We start from the raw sequence: 17,656 nt of genomic DNA on the forward strand, positions 1-17,656 counted from the left end.
CTCATGCATGAGGACCCGGGGAGCCGACCCGGTGGGACGGCTCCGGCAGATCCTCCCCATGAAAACATACCAGCATGCTGGTATTCAAACCTGATCGCACCTTTCGATGAAGAGGACCGAACGGGGCGTTCCGGCAGGGAGTGATCGGCTCATGCCACGTCCCGGTAGGCGCGGCGCTCACACAGCGCGGCCGCGACCGCTGCACGAGCCTCTTCGCTGCGCCGCCCGGACCGGACCAGTGCCCACCGCTCCAGCCCGGTGGCCAGTTCCCGGTAGCAGATGCCGAGTCCGGGCAGGGCGGCCAGCACCTCCCAGGCCGCACGCTCGGTCAGAGGCCCCTCTTCGGCACGGGTCGCGGCCCGTGCCCCGACGGGCGCCGGCACCGCCCGGAGCGCGTCCCACGCGACCAGGCCCAGATCGCCCCCGGACGGCCGCGCACCGTAACCGGCCCTGCGCTCCGACCCGTTGCCGTACGGCGGGGCGAACGGCGTGCCCCACAGCAGCCGCGGCGCCCGGGCGCCGTGCCGGGCCAGGCCGGCCCAGCGGGCGCTGCCGAGGAGCCGACCGTGGAGTTCGCGCACGATCCGTGCGCTCGCCACCGCCACCCGGCCCCGCACCGCGCCGGCCGCGCCGCCGTCCGCCTCTCCCAGCCGCCGTTCGACCGCGGCGTCCAGGCCGTCGACGGCGAACGACAGGACCGGAGCCACGCGGGAGGGGTCCCGCCCCGCCCTGACGGCACGCTCCAGTCCGGCGAAGCAGGACTCGACGACACGGACGTACCGCTCCACGGAGTAGACGTGCGTGGCATGCACGCCGATCCCCGCCGCCAGGCACTCCTCGACCACCCCGAGGCCCCGCAGGGTCGCGGGGATCGCGACCAGCACATTGCTCCGGCCGACGGCGCGCCCCAGCCGCCGCGCGGCGGCCACCGAGGCGACCGGGTCGTGCGCGAGACGGGGGTCGAGCGCGACGCTGACCTGCCCGTCCGCCCCGCCGGAGGCCTCGTGCAGCGGCCGCAGCAGGTCGGCCGCCCAGCGTGCGTCGTAGGCCAGCAGCTCCGCGAGCGCCGCGCCGGGGGACAGGTCGCGCCACGCCAGGACGGCGAGATGGGGTGCGTACGCCGACGGGCCCGCACTCCCGTCGGCGGCCGGGACGCAGCAGACGCCGCGGACCCCGTGCTCCCGCACCAGCCGGCCGAGAGTCCCGTCGTACAGCTCCTGGCGGCCGATCCCGTCCAACCAGAGCCCAGCGCCCGCCGACCTCACCGCACGGCCCTCCGCGCGGCGCGGAGCAGGCTGCTGCGCGCGGCCGCGGCCACCCGCTCGGGGGTGAGCCCGAACTGCTCGTACAGCCGCTGGTAGGGCATGCTCGCCCCGAACTGCTCGATGCCGACGGCCTCCCCGGCCGACCCGAGGAGCACGTACCAGCCGAGCGCCGAACCGGCCTCGACCGAGACCCGGGCCTCGACGTCCGGCGGCAGCACCGCATCGCGGTACGCCGAGTCCTGCTCGGCGAACCACTCCAGGCACGGCATGGACACCACGCGGGTGGCGACGGACTCCTCCTGGAGGATGCGTCGGGCCTCCAGAGCGATCGGAACCTCGCTGCCGGTCGCGATGAGGACGACGTCGGGGGCTTCGCCGGTGGCCTCTGCGAGGACGTAGCCGCCGCGCACGGCGCCCTCGGCGGAAGCGAGCCCGGAGGCCGGGGAGCGGTCGAGCACGGGCAGGTTCTGCCGGCTGAGGGCGAGCCCGGCGGGCCGGTCGGTGCGCTCGAGGATGCCGCGCCACACCGCGACCGTCTCGTTGGCGTCCGCCGGGCGCACCACATCCAGTCCGGGGATGGCGCGCAGCGACCACAGGTGCTCGACGGGCTGGTGTGTCGGACCGTCCTCGCCCAGGCCGATCGAGTCGTGCGTCCAGACGTACGTCACGGGCAGCCTCATCATCGCGGCGAGCCGGACTGCGGGACGCATGTAGTCGGAGAACACCAGGAACGTCCCGCCGTAGGGACGGGTACCGCCGTGCAGCGCGATGCCGTTGAGGATCGCGCCCATCGCGTGCTCCCGGATGCCGAAATGCAGAGTGCGGCCGTACCGGTGACCCGGGAAGGCGGCGGTGGCGTGCTCCTCGGGAACGAAGGACGGCTCGCCCCTCATCGTGGTGAGGTTGGAGTCGGCGAGGTCGGCGGACCCGCCCCACAGTTCGGGAAGGGCACCGGCCAGGGCGGTCAGCACCTCGCCCGACGCCTTGCGGGTGGCGATCTGCTCACCGGCGGGGAAATCGGGCAGTGCCCGCTGCCAGCCGTCCGGGAGCCGGCGCGCGCTGATCCGGTCGAACTCGGCGGCCCGCTCCGGCTGGGCGGTCCGCCAGTCCCGGAACCGCTTGTCCCACTCCTCGTGCGCGATCCGGCCGCGCTCGGCCGCGCCGCGGGTGTGCGCGAGGACGCCGTCGGGCACCTGGAAGGTGAGCTCGGGGTCGAGCCCGAGTTCGCTCTTGAGGGCTGCCAGTTCGGCGGCGCCGAGCGCGGCGCCATGGATCTTGCCGGAGTTCCGCTTGCCGGGAGAGGGCCACCCGATCACGGTGCGCAGGGCGACCAGCGACGGCCGGCCGCTCTCGCCGCGGGCGGCGGTCAGCGCATCCTGCAGTGCCGGGACGTCCTCGGCATAGCCCTCTCCCTCGGTCCAGTCCACCCGCTGCACATGCCAGCCGTACGCCCGGTAGCGGGCCAGCACGTCCTCGGAGACGGCGATGGACGTGTCGTCCTCGATCGAGATCCGGTTGTCGTCCCAGAGCACAACCAGGTTGCCGAGTTTCTGGTGCCCGGCCAGCGAACTCGCCTCATGGCTGATGCCTTCCTCCAGGTCCCCGTCCGAGGCGAAGGCCCAGATCGTGTGATCGAAGGGGGAGTCGCCGGGCGCGGCGTCGGGGTCGAACAGGCCACGTTCGCGGCGGGCGGCCATCGCCATGCCGACCGCGTTGGCCAGACCCTGCCCGAGCGGCCCCGTGGTGGTCTCCACACCCGGAGTGTGCCCGTACTCGGGGTGGGCCGGGGTCGAACTCCCCTCGGTCCGCAGCGCCTTGAGGTCGTCGAGGCAGAGCCCGTAGCCGCTCAGGTACAGCTGGGTGTAGAGGGTCAGGCTGGAGTGTCCGCAGGAGAGGACGAAACGGTCCCGACCCGCCCACGTCGGGTCGGCCGGGTCGTGCCGCAGCAGCCGCTGGAACAGCAGGTGGGCGGCCGGGGCCAGGCTGATCGCGGTGCCCGGATGGCCGTGCCCGGCGCGCTCCACCGCGTCGGCGGCGAGGGCGCGTGCGACATCGACGGCCTTGCGGTCGATCTCCGTCCAAGGCGGCGTGGTCGTTCTCGGGTGGTGGTGCCCGGTCGAAGCGGTGGTCATGGTTTCCTCTTTCGGTCAGGCCGGCGCTCAGCAGGCGATGCCGGTTCGGGAGGCGTCCTCGGTGCGGGCGGGAAGCAGCAGTGCCGCCGTGTGGGCGACGGAGGCGAGCGTGGTGTGCCGGTGCCAGCCGGCGAAGGAGCGGCCCGCGAAGTCGTACAGACCGACCCGGCGCCCGGTACCGGCCGCTTCCCCGGCCACGAGGCCGGGGGCACGGGTGAGCCGGACCAGGGCGCCGATGGGGTGGTCGGTCAGATCGGTGAGCCAGAACGCGGCGCGCCGGGGATGGCGCGGATCCTTGTCGACGAGCAGCACCGACTGCCGCGGCGCTCCGGCACCCGGCACCCGGCAGACGAACCGGCTCACCTCATGGGGCGCGCCGGTCGGGCCGGTCGTGGCGAGACGGGTGGCTGCGGAGGCGTCCGCGGCCAGTTGCTCCGCCGTGACGGCCGCTCGGGTGCGCCGCGGGGGCTCCCCCGCCGGAACGAGCAGTTGCGACGCACTGACGCGGAGCAGATGGGGCAGGCCGCGCGCACCGAGAGCGGCCACAGTCCGGGCTGCACAGATGCGCCGGGCGTCGAGCAGTACCGGTGCATGCCCCCGGGCGCCGTACTGCGGAGACCCGGGGAGCATGTCGAGCCCGGCACCGACCGCGTCCAGCGGGCGGGCGTCCTGCGGGATACCGACCCGCGCGCGCAGCCGGGGGTCGTCCAGCCAGCGCCGCGGGAGCAGCAACCGCCAGTCTGCCGGGAAGCCGCCGAGCGGCGTGACCGCCCAGAGCCCCACGGAGCGCTGCCCGTTGACGCGGACTCCGGCGCGGGGGGCCGCACCGGAGTCGGCCCGGGCGGGGGCGCGGCCGGTGCACGGGGCGGCGACAGCCCGCACCACCCACGCCGACGGCTGCACGTCGCGCGCCAGCCGGTCGGCCAGGGCCCGCCGCACCGGAACCCAGTCCCAGGTCGACTCGCTGATGAAATGGTGCAGCCGTTGGGCATCGGCGGTCCTGCCGGTGGGTGAGGCGACATTGCGGATCGTCTTGCGCCCCTGGGCGGCGAGGAGCCCTCTGATGTAGAGCTCGCCGCTGCGCCGCTGGTCGCTTCGGGGCAGCGAGTGCAGCACCTGCCGCGCCAGTTCGGCCACCAGGTCGGAGCCGCCGGCGGTACCGGCCCGGCGCGGGCCGGTTCCTCGGGCCGGCTCCCTCGCGGCCGCCGCCGGCCGGCCCGTTCGGTGTCCGAGAACGAGCCCACGGGAACTCACGTGCCGATCCGGGTGAACGCCTCGGTCAGCAGCGCCTCTTCGGGGTCCTCCAGCAGCACCGGTCGGCCCGGTGCCTCCAGGACGACGAGACGGAGCCGGTGGCCTCGGGGCCCGTTGTCCACGGCGAACGCCGGACGCAGCCGCTCCCATGCCTCGCGCGGATAGCCGGTGGGCAGTCCGACGGAGACGAGCAGCTCGCGCTGGCGCTCGACGTGCTCGGGGTCCAGCCGGCCGTCGAGCGCGGCGAGTTCGGCGGCGAAACTCATCCCGATGGCAAGGGCGTGGCCGTGCCGGATCCGGTAGCGCTCCGCATGTTCCACGGCATGGGCGAGAGTGTGGCCGTAGTCGAGGAACTCGCGGCGTCCGTGACCGTGCGGCGGCTCGGCGACGAAGCCGGCCTTGACCCGCACGGCACGCTCGACGAGCTCGGCGGTGACCGGACCGCGGGGGTCGGTGGCCGCGCGCGGGTCGGCCTCGACGAGATCGAGGATGCCCGGGTCACCGGTCAGCCCCGCCTTGATGACCCCGGCGACCCCGCTGGCGTAGTCCGCGGGTTTCATCCCCTGGAGCAGGTCGAGGTCGCAGATCACGTGGTCCGGGGTGTGAAAGGCCCCCACAAGGTCCTTCCCCCGGGGGATGTTGATGGCCGTCCGGCCGCCGATCGCGGCGTCGACCATGCCGAGCAGGGTGCTGGGGACCAGGGTCAGCGGCACTCCTCGCAGCCAGCTCGCCGCGAGGAACCCGGCGAGATCGGTCGTCGCCCCGCCGCCCACTGCGACGATGGCATCGGACCGGGTGAACCCCTCTTCCGCAAGGCGCGACCACAGGTACACCAGCACGCCCGCGTCCTTGGCGGCCTCACCGGGCGGTACGACGAGCGGCAGCACCTTGCGTCCGCTCTGCTCCAGCTCCTCCGCGATCCGCCTGGCGTGGACGGCCACGACCGGCGGATGCACGAGGGCCACCCGCACCGCCGTGCTGTCGAGCAGGTGCCCGGTCTTCAGGGAGACACCGGCCCCGATGACGACGGAACAGGAGGCCGTACCGGAGACGGTCAGACGGGCGGGGGGTGTCGCGGCGGACGGGGGACGGGCCGCGGGGGCCGCGGGGGACATGGATTCGCTGAGTGTGGGAGGCATGAGTTCCGTCATCCGGGAGCGAGGTGGGTGAGGTAGGAGCGGAAGTTGCGGGCGGTTTCCGGGACGCTGTCGCCGCCGAACTTCTCCAGGGCTGCGTCCGCGAGCACCAGCGCCGTCATGGCCTGCGCGACCACGGCCGCGGCGGGCACCGCGCAGACGTCGGAACGCTGGTGGTGAGCGGTGGCGCTTTCGCCGGTGGCGACGTCCACTGTGGCGAGGGCGCGCGGGACGGTGGCGATCGGTTTCATCGCGGCCCGGACGCGCAGGAGTTCGCCGGTGGACATGCCGCCCTCGACCCCACCTGAGTGCGCCGTCCTGCGGCCGATCCGCCCGTCGATGGAAACGATCTCGTCGTGCGCGCGGGACCCGGGAACGCCCGCGAGGGCGAACCCGTCACCGAGTTCGACGCCCTTGATGGCCTGGATACCCATCAGCGCTCCGGCGAGACGCGCGTCCAGCCGGCGATCCCCGTGGACGTGGGACCCGAGGCCCGGCGGCAGGCCGTGCCCGACCACCTCCACCACCCCGCCGAGGGTGTCCCCCGCGCGCCGCGCGCGATCCACCTCGGCCACCATCGCGGCAGAGACCTCGGGGTCGAGACAGCGGACGGGGTCCGCGTCGAGCCGTTCGGTGTCACCGGGACCCGGCAGTACTCCGGTGTCGGAGTGTGCTCCACCCAACGCCACGACATGGCAGACGAGTTCGATGCCGAAGGCCTGCCGGAGGAACGCCTCGGCGAGAGCGCCCAGCGCCACTCGGGCCGCCGTCTCACGGGCACTGGCCCTCTCCAGGACCGGCCGGGCGTCGTCGAACCCGTACTTCTGCATTCCGGCGAGATCCGCGTGGCCCGGCCGCGGCCGGGTCAGTGGTGCGTTGCGCGCCTGCCGGGACAGGATCTCCGGCGCGACGGGGTCCGCGGCCATGACGGTCTGCCACTTGGGCCATTCGGCGTTGCCGACCTGGACGGCGATGGGGCCGCCGAGGGTTCGGCCGTGGCGTACTCCGCCGAGGAAGGCCACCTCGTCACGCTCGAACGTCATCCGGGCACCACGGCCGTGACCGAGGCGGCGGCGGGCCAACGCGTCGACCAGGTGGCCGGTGGAGATCTCCACCCCGGCCGGCAGCCCTTCGAGCACGGCGGTCAGTGCCGGTCCGTGCGACTCACCCGCGGTGAGCCATCGCAACGTAGCCAAAGCAGTTCCTTCGTTGTGTTCCGGGTGTGAGGTCCTAGGGCGTGTCGCGAAGGTCCCGTCTGGGCGGGGGCGGACGACGCTACTTTCGCAACACGCCCTCCCGCGTCAGGTGAGGTTTGCCCGTCAAGGAGCGGCGTCCGGTGCACGGGGTCTCCCCGGGCCCTCCGGCCGGTGGGGTCTCCCCGGGCCCTCCGGCCGGTGGGGTCTTCCCGGGTCCTCCGGGCCGAGGGGGTGGGGTCTCCCCAGGCCCTCCCGGGCCGAGGGGAAGATCGCAAGGCCCCGGATCGACCTCGTAGTGGGCCTACTCGGTTGATCCGGCAACGCCGCGAGTCGCCGTGCCGGGCGCCGCGACGGGGCGAACGTCGCCCGATGCGGCACTAGGGGGGCCGGGTGCGGGAGGGCCCGGGCCGGGGCAGCCGGCGCGGGGTGCCGAGGCCGTCAGGGGCTATTCGTGGAGCAGGTCGGGCTGCTCGGCGGTGATCTCGTCCCAGAGCAGCTGAAAACTGAACCGCCCCAGCTGCTCGTCGCCGAAACCCGCGCCCGCAGAGACGGCCTGCTCATGGGAGAAGGTCTGCGGGGTACCCGCCGCCCGGGCGAGCAACTGCACCTGGGCGCAGCTTTCGTAGGTGAGGAACCAGTGCACCGCCTCCTCCAGGGAGCCCCCCACCGTGATCAGCCCGTGGTGGCGCAGCAGGATCGCGCGGTTGCCGCCGAGGCTCTCGGCGATGTCCCGGCCCTGCTCGACGGAGACGGACGGGCCCTGGTAGTCGCCGTAGAGCACCTGCCGACCGTAGAAAGCGGCGGACTCCTGGTCGATGGGGTCGAGGAGTCTGCCGAGGGCGCCCAGGGCACGGGCGTGCGGGGTGTGGCCGTGGGCGGCGGCCTCGGCACCCGGCAGGAGTTCATGGATCTGGGAGTGGATCACGAAGGCACTCGGATTGACCTGGTGGCTGCCGGCGACCACGCGCCCCGCGGCATCGACGCAGATCAGGTCGGCGACTCTCACCCGGCGGAAGGAGACGCCGAACGGGTTGACCCAGAAGCGGTCCGGGTACTCGGGGTCGCGCACCGATATGTGGCCGGAGATGCCTTCGCCGAAGCCGTGCCTGCCGAAGAGGCGCAGCGCGGCGGCGAGCCGCTGCTTGCGGTGCCTGCGGGCCTCGTCCGGTCCGGAGGGGTCCGGCTCGCCGGGGATCGGCAGTCCGGTGGCGGTGTCCGCGAGAAAGGGCGGGCGGGGCTGGGGGGCTGGGGGTCTCATGGCGCGTGGCACTCCTTTCGGGGCGGGCGGTGCGGCGGTGCGGGCCGTCGGGACCGGGCTCAGGCGGCGGCTTCGGCGCCGCCTCGGGCATGGCCCACGGTCCCGGCGTGCTCGCGGATCGCGGCCACGATGTCCTGGCTGCGGTCGACCAGGGAGGGGATGCCGAAGGTGAAGAACAGCGCTCCGGCGGCGATGTTGCCGAGGCCGTAGAGGCGCGGGTCGGGGCGACCGTTGCGGGTCAGCCGACTGGTGGCGCGGGCGAGTTGGACACCTCCGTGCGGATGGCGGCTGGCGGCGCGCGTCCGGATCAGGGAGGTCACGAGAGGCTGGGCGTCGCGCGGGATGCGGCCCTCGGAGGCGTTGACGGCGTTGACGACCCGGTCGGCGTGGAACCGTGTGCCGTCGGCCGCGATGACGTCGAAGCCGGCGTCCGCGGCCGGGGTGATGTCCTGCAGTCCGGAGAACATCTCCAACTGGTCTGACCGGACGAGGTCGAGGAGGACCGACGCGCTGCTGGGCGGCATGGGGCAGCACATGCTCATGATGGTGCGGTAGTGGGCTCGCAGGAGTCGCACCTTCTGCTCCTCGCGCAGCAGCGGCCAGATGTCGGGGCCGGTCTCCGGTACGGCGCGCTGGAGGATGCGCAGGCCCATGTTGGGCGAGTCGACCTCGTCGATCTGGCGGCGCAGCCGGTCCACCGGCTCCTCGAGGTCCACCCGGAGCATGTCGTGGACCACCGTGTCAAGGTCGGCCCCGGCGTCCCGGAACTCGGCACGCAGCACGGTGGCGAGGCTCTCGATGCTCACGCCGTCGCCGCTGAGGGCCAGTTCGGCCACCCGCTCCGGGACGAGGTGGCGCAACGAGAAGGAGGCGGGCCGCTGCCGGACGCCTGGCAGCACACCGCGCCGGGAGAGCAGGCTGATCCGGCCCCGGTGCCCCTGGGCGGCGAGCGCGAGCACCACGTCGACGGCGGTCAGGCCGGAGCCGATGACGGCTACCTCGTCGTGGTCATCGATGTCCCGAAGCTTGCCGGCGACCGGGTACGGGTCGGCGATGAAACCGGGGGCCCCGCTGAGCCCGTACATGTCCTTGGGACCGTCGCCGCCTACGTTCAGGACGACGTAGTCGAAGGCACGGGCGCGACCCCGGCGGGTGTGCAGCAGCACATGGCCGGACAGCCGGTCGGCGGCGGTGACCGCTCCGCCGATGATGTCCACCCGCCAGCCGTCGCGGCGCAGACCGCGCAGGGCCTCGTGGGCGGACTGCTCCAGGTACTCGCCGTAGACGGTCCGCGGCGGGAAGCGGGCGCCGGACAGCCGGTCGACGCCCTGGGCGATCCCGGTGATACGGTCCCGGGCCTTCAGCCAGCGCGCGAAGTGGCCGGGGTCTCCCGCCCGTACGGACATGTCGTCCGGGGTCGAGTTGACCCGCAGGATCTCGGTGTCCACCTGGTAGGCCCGGCCGCGCCACAGGTGCGGTGAGGGCTCGAAGACGGTGAGACGGCCGGGCTCGCCCGTACTCCGGGCCAGTGCGTCGATCAGGCAGACAGCGGCGGCACCGCCCCCGACGACGCCGATCGAAATTCCACGGGACATCTGTCAGTCACCAATCAGTATGCGGGCGGCGGCTCTGGTGCGACCACGCAGAGCGGCGCCTCGGGGAACACGGGTGTCCAGGTCTCACGGACACGGTCCGACGACCGTGACTCTACGAACCGGCGCGACCGCGCAGTTGCCGTGCCGCGCACCGGCATTTGCCGAATCACGCGCGGCCTGATCCGCGCCGGCACGGCGGCGAGCGGGCACGACCGGCACCCTGGCGGGCCGGCCGTGCCGGGGGCCGGGCACGGTGCCGGAGGTGCCTCGGTGCCGTGCGCCCCGTGCGCTCAGGCCGGGATGCGTCGCGCAGCCGGCCGCGGGCAGCCGGCTTCCTTCGCACGTGCCACGTCGCGGTGGGCGGCCTCGGTGATCTCGATGATGCGCTCGGCGTGCGGCAGGAGCCGCAGACCGGCTTCGGTGAGGGCGAGTTGGCGTCGGCTGCGGTCGAACAGCACTGCGCCCATGGCCTCTTCAAGGCTCTTGATCTGGGCGGTGACGCTCGACTGCGCGTAGTGGAGGTTCCTCGCAGCGCGGGTGAAGCTCAGTTCCCTCGCCACCTCGCGGAACGCGCGCAACTGCTGGATCTGCACGTCACAGCCCCTTCCTGCGGCCACGAACCGCCCCCACTCCAAATAACATACCAGCATGGATGTATTTTTCCAGTGCCGCGAGACGACTCACCGGATGCCGCCCGGTTCAGTCGGACATCGCGGCCGGCGACATCAGGTCGCGCGCGACCTGCGGCAGCACCTGGTCGAGCAGCAGGTCCTCACGCACCGCACCCTCGGCGGAGCGTGGTATGCCGTCCTGGGCGACCGCGTGCGAGAACAGCCCGGGCAGGCGGCGCTCACAGGCGGCGAGCACGGCCCGGCGCCCGGCGATCTCCAGTTCGGGTGAGAGCGGGACGTACACCGCGAGTACCGCCTCGCCCACCTCGGGCAGATCGGTGCAGACGATCGCGGACTCCTGGATGCAGGGCAGTTCGAGCAGATCCAGTTCCAGAGCGAAGAAGCCGTCGTCGAGACCACGGGCGCCGACGGTGTCGAACAGGTCGGCGGCGTCGGCCTCGTAGGCATGGCCGTCGTACGCGTCGGCCTCGTACGCGTAGTCGTCGTACGCGAAGTCGTCCACGTCGAACGGTTCGCGACCGTAGGTGTCACTCATGCGGAAATCTCCTGGTGCTCCGACTGCTCGAGCTGCAGTTTCAGGGTGATGATCGGGACGACCGCCTCGAGCAGCTCCGCCGTCCTGATCCGGCCGGTGGGGCTGTAGGGAATGGTGTCGACGGCGATGACGTGCGCCGGGATCGACGGCACCCTGCGGGCACAGGCCTCGCTCAGAGCGCGGTAGCCGGTGGTCTCGCGGCCGACGGCCACCGCGGTGAAGGGCACGACGAGCGAGTCGCCGAGCGCGGGTAGATCGACCCGCAGGACTGCGGTGTCCCGCAGGCAGGGCAGGTTGAGCAGATCGGACTCGAGCCGGAACAGCGCCGCGTCGACGGCGCTGTCACGCGGCGGCCGGGGCGCCCCACCGCCGCGCCCCGTCAGCGTCAGCAGCCCGTGGCCGTCCAGCACGCCGCGGTCCTCCGTCACGAAGAACCGCTGCGCACCCCGGCCGGTGTCGACCATGGCGAAGGGCCGCTCGCCGTCGAGATAGCGGTCCATCAGCCGATGGCCCGCGACCGCGACCCGGCCTGGCGTTCCCGCCGCCACCGGCCGGCCCTTCCGGTCGAGGACCACAAGGGTGCTGCCGAGTGCCGCCCGGCCCGATCGCATCCGGGCCACCAGGGACTCGTCCGGCCCCATGACCGCCGCAAGTCCGGTCTCGGGCGGCGCGTACGCGAGGTGCAGCACCGGACCGAGCCGCTCCCATGCCGAGTTGACCACCCAGCGACCCAGGTCCCGGCCGGAGGCGACCACGCAGCGGAGCGGGCCGGATCGGGCGTGCCCGGCGGAGGCCGGGTGCGCGAGCAGCCGGGTGAGGACCGCCGGTGCGATCACCGCGGTGGTGACCCCCTCGCCCTCGAGCAGCGCGCAGAGCCGCTCGGGGATCCCGGCCCGGTCGAGAACGACCGTGGCGCCCACGGTCAGCAGCGTCCGGGTCATGCTCTGCGCCAGCGGTTGCCACAGCGGAGCGGACGTCAGCTGGACGTCGCTCGCGTCGAATCCGAACTCCTCGACATGGTCGATGAGTTCCCGATCCTCGGCACCGGCCGGCCGGACCGCGACCCTTGGCACCGCGCCACGGGGAACCACGATGAACGACTCCTGGTCCGGCGGCGCGGGCAGTTCCCGCAGCGGCCGGGCCGCGAGGAGGTCGGCGAACGGGCTCTCGCCCGGTTCGGCCGCCTCGACGCCGTCCAGCAGGACGCGCAGCGCCCGCTCGCCGGCGGGCCAGGAGCACGATCCGAGCAGAGTCCGGTACTCCTCGGCGACGAGAACCACGACGGGGTCGATCTCTCGCAGCGCGTGCGTCAGGGCGTCGGGGTGCTGGGCCGGGTCGAGCCCCGTACAGGAGACCCCGAGGGTACGGCAGGCCGCCATCGCGACCGCGAGCTCCCATCCGGTGTCCGCGAGGAACGCGGCACGGACCGGGCGGCCCTGGGGCAGCAGAGCCGCCAGCCCCGCGGTGAACCGGTCCACGACGTCGGCGAACCGAGCCCAGGACAGCCGGTTCTCGCCGTCCACGACGGCGGACCTGTCCGGGCGGTCGGCGGCGTGCCGACGGATGTCGTCAAGTTTGATCATCTGGCTTCTCCACTCCTGGACACGGAAGCTGCGGGCCCCGCGGAGCCAGGAGAAGAAAAACAAACCGGCATGCGGGTATGCAACTGCCATCGGAAAGAGCGATTCGAGACAGCGGCAAGTTCGCCACCGTGTGTCAGGTAGGGGTTCCGGAGTCCGTCGGTGCGCCGCAGGATCGACCACCTGACCGGCCGGGGCCGGCCGACCCCATGAGGCGGGATCCCGGCGCACGCCACCGAGTCGCCGGTCTGGTCGCCGCGCCCGGTGGAGCGGTCGCCGCCCCGCGCGCCCTCCGGTGCTCGGCGCCGGGGCGGCGACTCGCGCCTCACCTGCACCTCTGTACATCCCGGGAGGCGACAGCCCACCCGATTCACACGGAACCGCTCCCGGCCATTGAAAAACAAACCCGCATGCACGTATCTTACGGGGCACGGGGGTGGGACCAGCCAACCCGTCATGCACCTTCACAGCAGCAGAGAAGGAAGAGCAATGACTCCGAGCACCGCAACGGCAAGGCCCAGAGGTTCCCATGGGGGGAGACACCAGGCGCTTCTTCCGGCCATCACACCCGAGCCCGCCACTCACCGCACGGTCGAGGCCGTGGCCAGGAAGCTCGTCCACCGGACCTATCCGCGCGATGTTCTACCGACCGGCATCACCCGGCACACGGACGAACACTTCACCGTCTCCGTGCGCTGGCCGGCCACGCACCCGCTGTACCTGCGGGACGGGCGCTACACCCCTTCGCTCGTCATCGAAACGGTCCGCCAGGCCGGCCTGCTGACGTCGCACGCGGAGCTCGGCGTGCCGCTCGGCCATCAGTTCGTGGTCTGGGAGATCAGCCAGCACTTCGATCCGCGGTTCCTGGAGAAGGCGCACGCACCCACGGATCTCGAACTCGATGTACACGTCAGTGAGATGCGCACGCGGGGAAGGATCCCCGCGGAGGTCTCCCTGCAGATGGCGATCCGGATCGACGGCCGGGTCGTCGGCAAGGGATCCACCCGCTACGGCATCGTCTCACCCGGCGCGTACCGACGGCTTCGCGGCGAACGGCACGACATCGAGTGGCCGCCCACGGACATCACGCTGCCCGAACCGGTGGAACCCGCCGCCGTCCGCCGCACCAGGGAGTGCGACGTCGCACTCTCACCGGACAAGCGACCCGGACGGTGGCAGCTACGGGCCGACACCGCCAACGAGCTCCTCTTCGACCACAGCAACAACCACGTGCCCGCGATGGTGCTGCTCGAAGCGGCCCTGCAGGCCGGGTATCCCCTCTTCGGCGGACGGCCGTTCACGGCGTCGTCCTGCGAAGTGACCTGCACCCGGTACGTGGAGTTCGACTCCCCCTGCTGGATACAGGCGGACCTCGCCACAGGACCGGACGGCTCACCGTCCCTCCGCGTCACCGGCGAGCAGGCTCAACAGCCCGCCTTCGCCGTACAGTTCCACCAGGCAACCCCGCTCTGACAGGCTGCGCCAGACCGGAGTCCCCCTCGAGACCGATGCCGCACCTTCCCGCCGCATCCGAACTCCTCCGGTTCCGGACCGCTGCCGCCGTGCCGGTCCGACGCATCGCAGCACTTCCACTCGCTCGATCGCACCTCCCGACCACACCGTTCCCGAGGTCCAGCGCATCGGCTCACCACCGGCACGAGCCCGGTCGACCGCCCGCAACGGGCCCCACCCCGTTCGGCGTCCCCCGCTCGACCACCCTGCACCACCGCGACATCGAGCGACCCGGCCCGCCGGCGCAATGCGCGAGCCGTCGCCATCGCCCCCGACGGAACGGGCTGCTCGCTCTCACCACCGCACGCCTGACGATGCATCCCTGTCCGGGATGCATCGTCAGGGACGTCCGGCGGGTGCGGAGTCGTTTCAGCGGACCGTCCAGCCGCCGTCCACCGGCACCGTGGCGCCCACCACGAACGACGAACGGTCGCTGCCGAGCCAGGCCGCGGCTTCGGCGATCTCCTCGGCCTCGGCGATCCTGGGCAGCAGCGCCGTCCGCAGCAGCCGGCCCTCGGCCTCGGGGTCGCTTGCGATCCAGCCGTCGATCATCTCACTGTGCGTTGTTCCCGGAGTGATTGCGTTGACCCGGATGCCCTGCGCGGCGTATTCGGCCGCGGCGGCTTTCGTCAAACCGAGTACGGCATGTTTGGAGGCGATATAGGGCGCTGCGACAGGGGTGGCGACAAGGCCCGCCGTACTGCTGGTGTTCACGATGGATCCACCATGCTCAAGCATTGCGGAGATCTCATGACGCATACAGTTCCAGACACCTCTCACATTGGTGTCCATAATCATGTCGTAGATTTCTTCCGACATGCGGTGCATCGGAATTTGCGCGGCGCCGGCACCGGCATTATTGAAAGCGACATCAAGTCTTCCGAAGCGTCGCACCACGTGCTGCACGGCCGCGGCCACTTCGACGTCGCACGCAACGTCGGCAACCGCGTAGTCGGCCTCATGCCCCTGCTCACGGAGTTCAGCGACGAGCGCGGCGAGCTTGTCCTCGCGCCGGGCCACCAGCGTGACGGTCGCCCCCTCCTTGCAGAAGACCTTGGCGGCCGCAGCACCGATTCCGCTGCTGGCACCGGTGATAAGCGTGTTCTTGCCTGCCAGAATTCCATCTCTTGCCATGTCGGAACGCTACCAGAATTTCCACCTCCGGCATGTCGCGCCGGAATGCAGGAGCAGGTTCCCGGGCCCTGGCCGGTATAGCGCAGGAAAGGCAGGCAGGAATGACTCGCAGACGCATACTCATAACCGGAGCGACGGGATTCGTCGGCTCCCGCGTCGCCGCCCTCCTCTCGACCGGCGACGCGACGGGCTCCTCGCCGGCGATCCGACTGCTCGCCCATCGAAGACGGCCCCGGCTCGGCCCCGGCGTCCGGACCGAGGTCCGTACCGGGAGTCTGGACCGGCCCGACTCCCTGCGCGGCATCTGCGACGGGGTGGACACCGTGCTGCATCTGGCCTCGAAGATCGGCGGCACGCTTCGGACCTGTACGGAGGTCAACGACGGGGGTACGGCGGCGCTGCTCGCGGAAGCCGAGCGGGCCGGGGTCCGGCGGGTGATTCAGCTGGGGACCACCGCCGTGTACCGGGACGGTCGCCATCTCTGCGCACGAGAAGGCGAGTTGACGGTCGGACCGACGACGGCGACCAGTGTGACGCGGCTGGCGGGCGAGGAGCGCGTACTGGCCTCCGGTGGGCTCGTGCTGCGGCCCCACCTCGTCTACGGGAGCGGTGACACCTGGGTGGTGCCCGCGCTCGCCGAGTTCATCAGGGTGGTGCCGCACTGGGTGGCGGGCGGGCTGGCGCGCGTATCGGTGATCGGGGTGGCCGACCTGGCCCGGGTGATAGCGGCGCTCGCAGTGCGGGATTCCCTGCCGGTCGGCGAGGTGCTGCATGCGAGCCGACCCGAGCCGGTGCGGGTGCGCGCTCTGATCGAGGCGACCGCGGCCGCCCTCGACCTGCCGCTTCCGCAGGGTGAGCTGACACGGGCGCAGGCGGCCGAGCAGCTCGGCGCGGCACGCGACGCGACGTGGCGGCGAAGGCTGTCCCTGCTCACGGTCGATCACTGGTACGACAGCTCCCACCTGTGGAATCTCCTCGGCACCGGCCCTGCCCTGGAATTCGCCGCGGACTTCGCCGAGAGCGTGCCCTGGTACCGGGCGTCGGCCGGCCTGTCGCCGCGCCGGGCTGCCGGCCCGGGTGGTGGGCTCGCCGGACCGTGAAACCCCCACCGTCGCCGGTGCGCCGGTGCCCTCGGCCCGGTGGCCCGCGCACCGGCTCACCCGACGATACCGACGCTGTAAGGGTTGTGCGGGGTGCCACCGAGCAGCTGGGCACCCACGGACTGGACGACCTGGTCCTGCGCGATGACGTGCTGGCACATGGTGTTGAGGTCGCGCAGCCAGCGGTCCAGGGGTGACGGCCGGTAGACGGCGGCGGTGGCCATCAGGTCGAAGAGCCGGGCCACGACGGACCGGGCGGTCCGGAACGCGCCCACGCGGGCGAGGACCGTCGCGGCCCGCTGGTCCGGGGTCGCGGTGCCGCCGTGCCGCAGGATCCTTCCCTGGTCGCGCAAGCTCCCGTATACGGCGTACCGCGCGGCCGAGAGATCCATCTCGGCCTCGGCGACGGTCATGTGGACGCGGTAGCTCTCCGACCACGGTGTCCCCGTCGGCCGGTCCCGGCGGGTGGGCACCAGTTCGCGCACATGGTCCAGGGCGGCCCGCGCCACCCCGAGCGGCACACCGGGCATGTTGCGCAGAACCGCGTCGGGACCCGGGGCCACACCGCCGGGCCGCTGTTCGGCGAAGCTGAATGTGTGCTCCTCGGGGACGAAGAGGTTCTCGGCCCGGTAGTCGTGGCTGCCGCTGCCGGCCAGTCCGGTGCTGTGCCAGGTGTCCATGATCTCGAAGGCCGTCACGGGTGCCACGACGATCCGCCAGTGCTCGGAGGTGCCGCGCGGACCCGGCTCGGGCTCGCCGTCACGGGTCACCAGGACACCGCCCACGACCCAGGTGCTGTGGGTGATGCCGCTGCCGAAGTGCCAGTGGCCGCTGACCCGGAAGCCACCGGGTACCCGCTCGGCCCGTCCCATCGGCATGATGGCGCCCGCGGTGATGGCGTCGGGGTCGGTGAACAGGCCGCGGGCGACGTCCTCGTCGAGGTATCCGGCGTAGATGGGGGTGTCCATACCGATCATGGCGCACCAGGCGGCCGAGGCGTCCCCGTGCGCCAGTGCCTCTATCACCTCGGTCTGCTGGACCGCGTCGAGTTCGGGCCCTCCCCGGGACCTGGGCAGGGCCATCCGGAACACGCCGGTCGTACGCAGCATCTCCACGACGTCAGAAGGCAGCCGGCGTATCCGCTCGATCTCTTCGGCTCGCTCGCGGAGCCTCGGTGCGGCCTGCTTCGCCCGCACCAGGATCTCCTCTGCGGTGAGGGGGTCCACCACCCGTCCGGTCGCGGCGTTCTGGACATCGGGGACGTCCGGGATGTGAGGCAGACTCATTTCGGGACTCTCCCAGCGTGAGCACGGGCACGGGCGGTGGT

At 72.3% G+C, this 17,656-nt stretch carries 14 protein-coding genes; 2 read left to right on the forward strand and 12 right to left on the reverse strand.

Translation table 11 applies throughout. The annotated features are described in order from the left end of the window. Nucleotides 1-149 precede the first annotated feature (149 nt). The 10 genes from FEF34_RS03985 to FEF34_RS04030 all read right to left on the reverse strand — a co-directional run bounded on the left by FEF34_RS03985 (nucleotide 150) and on the right by FEF34_RS04030 (nucleotide 12,586). On the reverse strand, nucleotides 150-1,265 hold the full coding sequence (locus FEF34_RS03985; RefSeq protein ID WP_138051883.1) for a transaldolase family protein: 1,116 nt from the start codon (nucleotides 1,263-1,265) through the stop codon (nucleotides 150-152). After that, nucleotides 1,262-3,397 carry a transketolase gene (gene tkt, locus FEF34_RS03990; protein ID WP_138051884.1) on the reverse strand — a complete coding sequence of 712 codons (2,136 nt, stop codon included), beginning with the start codon at nucleotides 3,395-3,397 and terminating at the stop codon, nucleotides 1,262-1,264. The genes FEF34_RS03985 and tkt overlap by 4 nt, the downstream gene beginning before the upstream one ends. A gap of 27 nt (nucleotides 3,398-3,424) precedes the next feature. Next, on the reverse strand, nucleotides 3,425-4,651 hold the full coding sequence (locus tag FEF34_RS03995) for an IS701 family transposase (RefSeq protein WP_138051885.1): 1,227 nt from the start codon (nucleotides 4,649-4,651) through the stop codon (nucleotides 3,425-3,427). After that, complete coding sequence (locus tag FEF34_RS04000) at nucleotides 4,648-5,790, reverse strand: 3-dehydroquinate synthase family protein (protein WP_234042265.1); 1,143 nt, start codon at nucleotides 5,788-5,790, stop codon at nucleotides 4,648-4,650. Before FEF34_RS04000 ends, FEF34_RS03995 begins: the two co-directional genes overlap by 4 nt. Before the next feature lie 8 nt (nucleotides 5,791-5,798). Continuing rightward, nucleotides 5,799-6,983, reverse strand: a complete 1,185-nt coding sequence (aroC, locus tag FEF34_RS04005) for a chorismate synthase (protein ID WP_138051886.1) — start codon at nucleotides 6,981-6,983, stop codon at nucleotides 5,799-5,801. A 445-nt stretch (nucleotides 6,984-7,428) separates the two neighbouring features. Beyond that, nucleotides 7,429-8,241 (reverse strand): class II aldolase/adducin family protein, encoded by an 813-nt coding sequence (locus tag FEF34_RS04010; protein ID WP_138051887.1) that lies wholly within the window; start codon nucleotides 8,239-8,241, stop codon nucleotides 7,429-7,431. Between the two features lie 59 nt (nucleotides 8,242-8,300). Next, nucleotides 8,301-9,836, reverse strand: coding sequence for an FAD/NAD(P)-binding protein (locus FEF34_RS04015; RefSeq protein ID WP_138051888.1), 1,536 nt, complete (start codon nucleotides 9,834-9,836; stop codon nucleotides 8,301-8,303). Nucleotides 9,837-10,126: 290 nt separating this feature from the next. Then, nucleotides 10,127-10,429: a LysR family transcriptional regulator gene (locus FEF34_RS04020; RefSeq protein ID WP_138051889.1), complete on the reverse strand. Its 303-nt coding sequence runs from the start codon at nucleotides 10,427-10,429 to the stop codon at nucleotides 10,127-10,129. A gap of 106 nt (nucleotides 10,430-10,535) precedes the next feature. Further along, nucleotides 10,536-11,003 (reverse strand): hypothetical protein, encoded by a 468-nt coding sequence (locus tag FEF34_RS04025; protein WP_138051890.1) that lies wholly within the window; start codon nucleotides 11,001-11,003, stop codon nucleotides 10,536-10,538. After that, on the reverse strand, nucleotides 11,000-12,586 hold the full coding sequence (locus FEF34_RS04030; RefSeq protein ID WP_171052805.1) for a class I adenylate-forming enzyme family protein: 1,587 nt from the start codon (nucleotides 12,584-12,586) through the stop codon (nucleotides 11,000-11,002). The genes FEF34_RS04025 and FEF34_RS04030 overlap by 4 nt, the downstream gene beginning before the upstream one ends. 597 nt (nucleotides 12,587-13,183) lie before the next feature. Between FEF34_RS04030 and FEF34_RS04035 the strand changes: the two genes are divergently transcribed. Further along, nucleotides 13,184-14,056 carry a ScbA/BarX family gamma-butyrolactone biosynthesis protein gene (locus FEF34_RS04035; protein WP_171052806.1) on the forward strand — a complete coding sequence of 291 codons (873 nt, stop codon included), beginning with the start codon at nucleotides 13,184-13,186 and terminating at the stop codon, nucleotides 14,054-14,056. 408 nt (nucleotides 14,057-14,464) lie between these two features. On the opposite strand, the gene FEF34_RS04040 is transcribed toward FEF34_RS04035, so the two are convergent. Beyond that, nucleotides 14,465-15,229 (reverse strand): SDR family NAD(P)-dependent oxidoreductase, encoded by a 765-nt coding sequence (locus FEF34_RS04040; protein WP_138051893.1) that lies wholly within the window; start codon nucleotides 15,227-15,229, stop codon nucleotides 14,465-14,467. Between the two features lie 101 nt (nucleotides 15,230-15,330). Between FEF34_RS04040 and FEF34_RS04045 the strand changes: the two genes are divergently transcribed. Beyond that, nucleotides 15,331-16,329: an NAD-dependent epimerase/dehydratase family protein gene (locus FEF34_RS04045; RefSeq protein WP_171052807.1), complete on the forward strand. Its 999-nt coding sequence runs from the start codon at nucleotides 15,331-15,333 to the stop codon at nucleotides 16,327-16,329. A 56-nt stretch (nucleotides 16,330-16,385) separates the two neighbouring features. Here the strand turns inward: FEF34_RS04045 and FEF34_RS04050 are convergent, their stop codons facing one another. After that, nucleotides 16,386-17,615 (reverse strand): acyl-CoA dehydrogenase family protein, encoded by a 1,230-nt coding sequence (locus tag FEF34_RS04050; RefSeq protein WP_138051895.1) that lies wholly within the window; start codon nucleotides 17,613-17,615, stop codon nucleotides 16,386-16,388. Between the last annotated feature and the right edge of the window lie 41 nt (nucleotides 17,616-17,656).

The organism is Streptomyces marianii (genome assembly GCF_005795905.1).
GTDB lineage: Bacteria > Actinomycetota > Actinomycetes > Streptomycetales > Streptomycetaceae > Streptomyces > Streptomyces marianii.